At 39.4% G+C, this 6713-nt stretch carries 8 protein-coding genes; all 8 read right to left on the bottom strand.

What is annotated here, in order from left to right:
* Positions 1-46: 46 nt before the first annotated feature.
* On the bottom strand, positions 47-463 hold the full coding sequence (locus ACMZ6U_RS08595; RefSeq protein WP_416107937.1) for a F0F1 ATP synthase subunit epsilon: 417 nt from the start codon (positions 461-463) through the stop codon (positions 47-49).
* A 12-nt stretch (positions 464-475) separates the two neighbouring features.
* Positions 476-1882 (bottom strand): F0F1 ATP synthase subunit beta, encoded by a 1407-nt coding sequence (gene atpD, locus ACMZ6U_RS08590; protein ID WP_416107935.1) that lies wholly within the window; start codon positions 1880-1882, stop codon positions 476-478.
* Between the two features lie 95 nt (positions 1883-1977).
* Positions 1978-2853, bottom strand: coding sequence for a F0F1 ATP synthase subunit gamma (locus tag ACMZ6U_RS08585; protein WP_416107933.1), 876 nt, complete (start codon positions 2851-2853; stop codon positions 1978-1980).
* Positions 2854-2867: 14 nt separating this feature from the next.
* The gene (atpA, locus tag ACMZ6U_RS08580; RefSeq protein WP_416107932.1) at positions 2868-4373 is read right to left on the bottom strand and encodes a F0F1 ATP synthase subunit alpha; all 1506 of its coding nucleotides are present in this window, start codon (positions 4371-4373) and stop codon (positions 2868-2870) included.
* 15 nt (positions 4374-4388) lie between these two features.
* Positions 4389-4925, bottom strand: coding sequence for a F0F1 ATP synthase subunit delta (locus ACMZ6U_RS08575; RefSeq protein ID WP_416107930.1), 537 nt, complete (start codon positions 4923-4925; stop codon positions 4389-4391).
* Positions 4925-5422 (bottom strand): F0F1 ATP synthase subunit B, encoded by a 498-nt coding sequence (gene atpF / locus ACMZ6U_RS08570; protein ID WP_416107928.1) that lies wholly within the window; start codon positions 5420-5422, stop codon positions 4925-4927. Before atpF ends, ACMZ6U_RS08575 begins: the two co-directional genes overlap by 1 nt.
* Positions 5423-5438: 16 nt before the next feature.
* Positions 5439-6155: a F0F1 ATP synthase subunit A gene (gene atpB, locus ACMZ6U_RS08565; RefSeq protein WP_416107926.1), complete on the bottom strand. Its 717-nt coding sequence runs from the start codon at positions 6153-6155 to the stop codon at positions 5439-5441.
* A 36-nt stretch (positions 6156-6191) separates the two neighbouring features.
* Positions 6192-6395 (bottom strand): F0F1 ATP synthase subunit C, encoded by a 204-nt coding sequence (locus ACMZ6U_RS08560; RefSeq protein ID WP_416107924.1) that lies wholly within the window; start codon positions 6393-6395, stop codon positions 6192-6194.
* Positions 6396-6713 lie beyond the last annotated feature (318 nt).

The raw sequence follows: 6713 nt of genomic DNA, 5'->3' as shown, positions 1-6713 counted from the left end.
TAGATGTTAATATAAGTCACCCACTACAGTTGACGAAGAGCCCTTTTTATTTATTACCGACGTTGATACGATTAATAGCACGTTGTAAAGCAACTTGTGCACGACGTACTTGGTCTGCACTATGCTGCACTTGCGCTTCTTCTAGTTCACGCTCAGCACGAGCCTTGGCTCGTTTCGCACGTTCTATATCAATATCGCGTTTTCGTTCTGCAGAGTCTGCAATGATTGTAATATGATTTTGTTTGACTTCAATAATACCACCATTAACAGCTATCCAGTTAATTGTTTTTTCTTGATCTGCACGATAAACCTTCATTTCATGAACAGTCAAAGGTGCAATTACATTGACGTGGCCAGGCATAATCCCCATTTCACCATCAGGTGTTCCGACAATAATCATTGAGGCACGATGATCATATTTGATACCATCTGGGGTTACCACTTGGACTTTCATTTCTGTCATGAAATCACCTCACTAGTAGTCCATTTTTTTAGCTTTTTCAACAACATCCTCAATTGGACCAACTGATCGGAAAGCGTCTTCTGGAAGATGATCGTATTTACCTTCAAGAATTTCTTTAAAGCCACGAACAGTTTCCGCAACTGGCACGTAAGACCCTGGAAGACCTGTAAACTGTTCAGCAACATTAAAGTTTTGTGAAAGGAAGAATTGGATACGACGAGCACGACCAACAAGTGTCTTCTCATCTTCTGACAATTCATCCATACCAAGGATAGCAATGATATCTTGCAACTCACGATAACGCTGAAGGACACGTTGTACTTCTGTCGCTACTGCATAATGTTCATCACCAACAATCTCTGGAGAAAGAGCACGTGAACTTGAAGCAAGAGGGTCAACAGCTGGGTAAATCCCCATTTGTGTCAATTTACGTTCCAAGTTGGTTGTTGAATCCAAGTGGGCAAAAGCTGTTGCGGGCGCTGGATCAGTGTAGTCATCGGCTGGCACATAAATCGCTTGGATTGATGTAACAGAACCTTTTTTAGTTGACGTGATACGTTCTTGTAATTGACCCATTTCAGTTGCCAAGGTTGGTTGGTAACCAACGGCTGATGGCATACGTCCAAGAAGGGCTGAAACTTCAGAACCTGCTTGTGTGAAACGGAAAATGTTATCAATGAAGAGAAGCACGTCTTGACCTTCAACATCACGGAAATATTCAGCAATTGTCAAACCAGTAAGGGCTACACGCATACGTGCACCAGGTGGTTCATTCATCTGACCAAATACCATGGCTGTTTTTTCAATAACGCCTGATTCTTTCATTTCCCAATAAAGGTCATTACCTTCACGTGTACGTTCACCAACTCCGGTAAATACTGAAATACCGCCATGCTCTTGGGCAATGTTATGAATCAATTCTTGGATAAGAACGGTCTTACCAACTCCGGCACCACCGAAAAGTCCAACCTTACCACCTTTTAGATAAGGGGCAAGAAGGTCGATAACTTTAATCCCTGTTTCAAGGATTTCTGTTGATGTTGATAATTCATCAAAAGTTGGGGCACTCTTATGAATGGGATGACGTTCTGCATCTTCTGCAAATGGTTCTTCAAGGTCGATAGCATCACCAAGAACGTTGAAGACGCGTCCAAGCGTTTTCTTACCAACTGGTACACTAATCGCACGACCAGTATCAAGAACTTCTAGACCGCGTGTCAAACCATCAGTTGATTCCATAGCAATGGTACGAACGAGGCCTTCACCAAGTTCAAGAGCTACTTCAAGAACAATTTTTTGTTTTTTCTCACTGTCTTTGTAAACAATAAGTGCATTATTTATCTCAGGAAGCGGTTCATTCGTGTTAAACGCAACGTCAACGACCGGTCCGATAACCTGAGCAATTTTGCCTGAGCTCATGTATTTCTCCTTTTTAGATTTTTAGGATTACTCCTATTTTGAGCAACAGTCATACACAACTGTCCCCCTATCTTTTAAGTCATGTCAATCAAACACTACTCAAGGGCGCTAGCCCCCGCTACAATTTCTGTAATTTCTTGTGTGATTTCTGCCTGACGAGCACGGTTATATTGGATTGTCAAATCATTGATAACATTTTTAGCATTATCCGTCGCTGTTTGCATCGCACTCATACCTGCTGCATGTTCAGCCGTCTTAGCATCAACAATAGCTCCATAAATCAAGCTTTCAGTGTATTGAGGCAATAGTTGTTCTAAGATAGCTTCGCGATTTGGTTCCAATTCAAACGACGCTCCTCCTTCACTAGCTTGATTAACATCTAGCTCAGTGATTGGTAGCATTTGTTGCATACGTACTTGACTAGTCAGACTATTTACATGGTGATTATAGCAGACGTAAAGTTCATCAAAGAGCTCATTTTTGTACATTTCAACTGATTTTGAAATGATACGAGCTACTTCTTCGAAGCTTGGTTGATCTTCTAATCCACGTAATTCAAAGACAACATCAATTCCTCTTGCCTTGAAAAAGTCTGCCCCCATCCCTCCGATAGCAATGATTTCAAAATCATTGCCTTCAGGATGATACTCACCAATAGTATCCATCATTGATTTTAAGATAGTAGAGTTGTAACCACCTACTAATCCTTTATCTGATGTAATCACAATATAACCAGTTTTTTTAACAGGACGAGAAATCAACATTGGATTTGACGAGCCTGTTAATAATTCAGCTTTCATCAAGTCCGTTGTGATTTGACGTACCTTACTAGCATAAACTTGGAAATCTTTAGCTGCTTGTTCAGACTTAGTCAATTTCGCAGCAGAAACCATTTGCATGGCTCCTGTAATTTGACTAGTCTTTTTCGTAGAAGCTATTTTTCCTTTGATTTCGCTAAGAGAACCTGCCATAATGCTTCCTCCTCTTAGTTAAATGATGACTGATCTTTAAACTCTTGAATAGCAGCATCTAACACTGATTCTTCAGGTAGATCCTTAGTATTTCGAATCGTTTCAAAGATTTCTTCATGATGAGCGTCAAAGTATGAATACATAGACTCCTCAAAACTCAAGATATCTTCAACTGGAACACTGTCCAAGAAACCATGCGTCAAAGCATAAAGAATCAAGACTTGTTTTTCAACTGGAAGTGGTTTGTGAAGTGGTTGTTTCAAGACTTCAACTGTACGACGTCCACGGTTCAACTTAGCTTGCGTTGCTGCATCCAAGTCAGATCCAAATTGGGTAAAGGCTTCAAGCTCACGGTAAGAAGCTAGATCCAAACGTAGAGTACCGGCAACTTTCTTCATAGCCTTAATTTGCGCAGAACCACCCACACGTGACACTGAAGAACCAGCATCAATAGCAGGACGAATACCTGAATTAAAGAGGTTTTCTTGCAAGAAGATTTGTCCGTCAGTGATTGAAATAACGTTTGTGGCGATATAAGCCGAAATATCTCCAGCCTGTGTTTCAATAAACGGAAGAGCAGTAATTGATCCTCCACCTAAAGCATCAGAAACTTTGGCTGAACGCTCAAGGAGACGTGAATGAAGATAGAAAACATCTCCTGGATAGGCTTCGCGACCTGGTGGACGGCGAAGAAGAAGAGAAAGTTCACGGTAGGCCACCGCTTGTTTAGATAAATCGTCATAAACAATAAGAACGTGTTTACCATTGTACATGAACTCCTCAGCCATTGCAACACCCGCATAAGGAGCGATATAAAGTAATGGTGATGGTTGTGATGCAGAAGCTGTTACAACGATAGTGTAATCAAGCGCACCATAGCGACGAAGTGTTTCTACTTGTGTACGTACAGTTGATTCTTTTTGACCAATTGCTACATAGATACAAATCATATCTTGACCCTTTTGGTTCAAGATAGTGTCGATAGCAACAGATGTTTTACCTGTTTGACGGTCACCAATAATCAATTCACGTTGCCCACGACCAATTGGAACAAGGGCATCGATAGCCTTAAGACCTGTTTGAAGTGGCTCAGAAACCGATTTACGATCCATAACACCAGGTGCTGCTGCTTCTACAGGACGTGTTTTACTTGTCTTGATGTCACCAAGTCCATCCACTGGAATCCCTAGAGGATTGACAACACGACCGATTAATTCCTCACCCACAGGAACTTCCATGATTTTCCCTGTACGTTTAACCACGTCACCTTCACGAATAGTACTGAAATCACCGAGAACGATGATACCGATGTCGTTGGACTCTAAGTTTTGAGCCATACCGAAGGCACCGTTAGAAAATTCGAGAAGTTCACCACTCATGGCATTATCCAAACCACGAGCACGCGCGATACCGTCACCAACATAAGTAACGCTACCAGTTTCTGTGACGTCAAAATTTGGCTGGAAGTTTTCAATTTGCTTTTTAATTAAAGCGCTAATTTCTTGTGCATTAATTGCCAAATGTCACACCACTTTCTATTTCAAATTCATTTTTAATTGCTGAAGTTGCGATTTGATACTTGTATCAATAATCTTGTTATTAGCTTTCAAAATAAAGCCACCAATCAACTCTGGATTGATCACTTCATCGACTTGACCAACTGAAATATCGAATTTCTTCTCAGTTGCAGCTTTCAAACGTTTTTTTTGATCTTCTGAAAGACTATCTGCAACCTGAATTTCCAAAGGAAACTCATTAGAAGTCACTGATAGTTTGTCCATCGCAGATTTTAAGATGGCTTCTAAAAGTGATTCGCGTTCATTTTGTTTAATCACTTCTAAGAAGTTATTAACAAAGACATGACTACCTACTTGAAGTTGACTAACAAGAGCTGCTTTTTCTGTTTGGCTAAGACTTTCATGAGAAAGTATAGCAGCCAAATCTGTTGTTTGAAAGATTTCCAAAAGAGCTGTTAAATCCTGTCTTACTTCAGAAATAAGATGATGTTCTACCGCAACATCAACCAAGCTTTTTGAGTAATTCTCAACTAAAGTTAATGTTTTTTTATCCATTACGCATCTCCTAATTGATCAAGATAGTTGTCAATCAGTTTGCTTTGTGCTGTTTTATCAAGTTCTTTGATCATGATTTTCTCAGCCAATAAAACTGTCAAATCAGCGACATCGTCTTTAACACCAGCGAAAGCTTCCGCTTTGCTTTGAGCAATATCAGCCTCTGCCTTATCTTTAAGACGCCCTGCTGTTTCGCGGGCTTCAGCGACGATTTGCGCTTCTTGTTTTTTTCCAGTCTCTTTTGCAGTTTCAATAATTTCAGTAGCTTCTGTACGAGCTCCAGCCAGTTCTTCCTGACGTTGTTGAGCCAAGATTTCAGCCTGCTCACGGGCCACTTCTGCACCATCAATATCAGCCGCGATTTTTTTCTCACGTTCATCAAAAATACTTGTTAATTGTTCCCAAGCAAATACTTTAATCAGAACAATCAAGAGTATAAATGACCCAGTCACGATAATAAAATTACCGAGACTTGTACTATTAATTAATGTAGACATGTCTACCTATCCTTTCTTATTCTTCGACTTGTGTATCTAGCTTGTTACCAATGTATTTCGTTGAAAGCAATACAAACACGTAGGCTTGAATTGATGAAATAAAGATTGAAAATCCAGTCCAAGCTAAGTTAAGGACAAAGGCAACTGGTGCTACAAAGATACTAAGGTTTGCAAATTGTAAGAGCAAAGTCATGACAACCTCACCAGCAAAGATGTTACCATACAAACGAAGAGCTAGTGAAGCCACATTAGTAAGTTCTTCTAAAATATTCATCGGTAACATGGCAGGTGTTGGAGTGAGGTAACCCTTCAAATAGCCACCTAGACCATTTTTACGAATACCTTCAAAATGAACAATTGCTGCAACAATGAGTGACAAGGTGAAGTCAACCATAAAGTTTGAGGTTGGAGAGGTCCAGAAATTTAACTTTTCTGTCTCTAATTTAGTTACCAAACCAATATTGTTAGCAACTAAAACAAAGAGAAAGAGGGTAAAAGCCAAAAAAGTATAATTTTTTGTATAAACACCTACATTTGGTCGAATCAAATTCTGAACAAACTCATAGAGCCACTCAAGAACATTTTGCTTACCTTTAGGTTTCATCGTCATGTGACGACTAGCCCAAAAGACGAAAAGAAAGACAATTAAAACCGTCAAGAGAGTCATGGCAAGAATCGCTAAATCAAAATCAAGGTCCAAAAAGCTTGCTGTTGGATTTTGTGTTTCTCCCACTATTATCCCTCCTTTTTACTATTCACTCTTAATCAATTATTTCCCGACAAAGAAAGTGAATGCGAAAAGGACAAAGAAAGTACCTTCAATAAAGGCTACCCCTGTAAACATCAATGTTTGTAATTTGCTAAACATTTCAGGTTGACGTGCTGCAGATTTTGCGACATTGGCAACGAGGATACCCTCACCGATACTTACACCCAAAACTGCGATACCGAGTGCCAAAATTTGTAAATTCATATATAGAATTCTCCTTTAAACTTTTTTACCCTGCTATTTTAGTCCTATTTTATAGTGATGTCAATGAAAACCAGTTTTCGTTAGCGCTTTCTACACGGAATCTTAAACCAAGTCTGACCATTGTTTGACTAATAAAAGAACTTTCTACCTATTTAATAACTTCTAAAACCCTCTCAAAATAAGAGGGTAACACTCTATCTGCAAAATTAAACAAATAAACTTCTTGATACTTTGTAAATATCACATAGGTATCTAAGACGATTTGAAGAGATATTAGATGTTAATTAGTTTAAGAAGACATTAAAACATAAGAAAAAC

The sequence above is a fragment of the Streptococcus pluranimalium genome, assembly GCF_047785745.1.
Classification (GTDB): domain Bacteria; phylum Bacillota; class Bacilli; order Lactobacillales; family Streptococcaceae; genus Streptococcus; species Streptococcus pluranimalium_B.
Note: the sequence above shows the minus strand (reverse complement) of the source record. Positions and strands in the feature narration are given on the sequence as shown.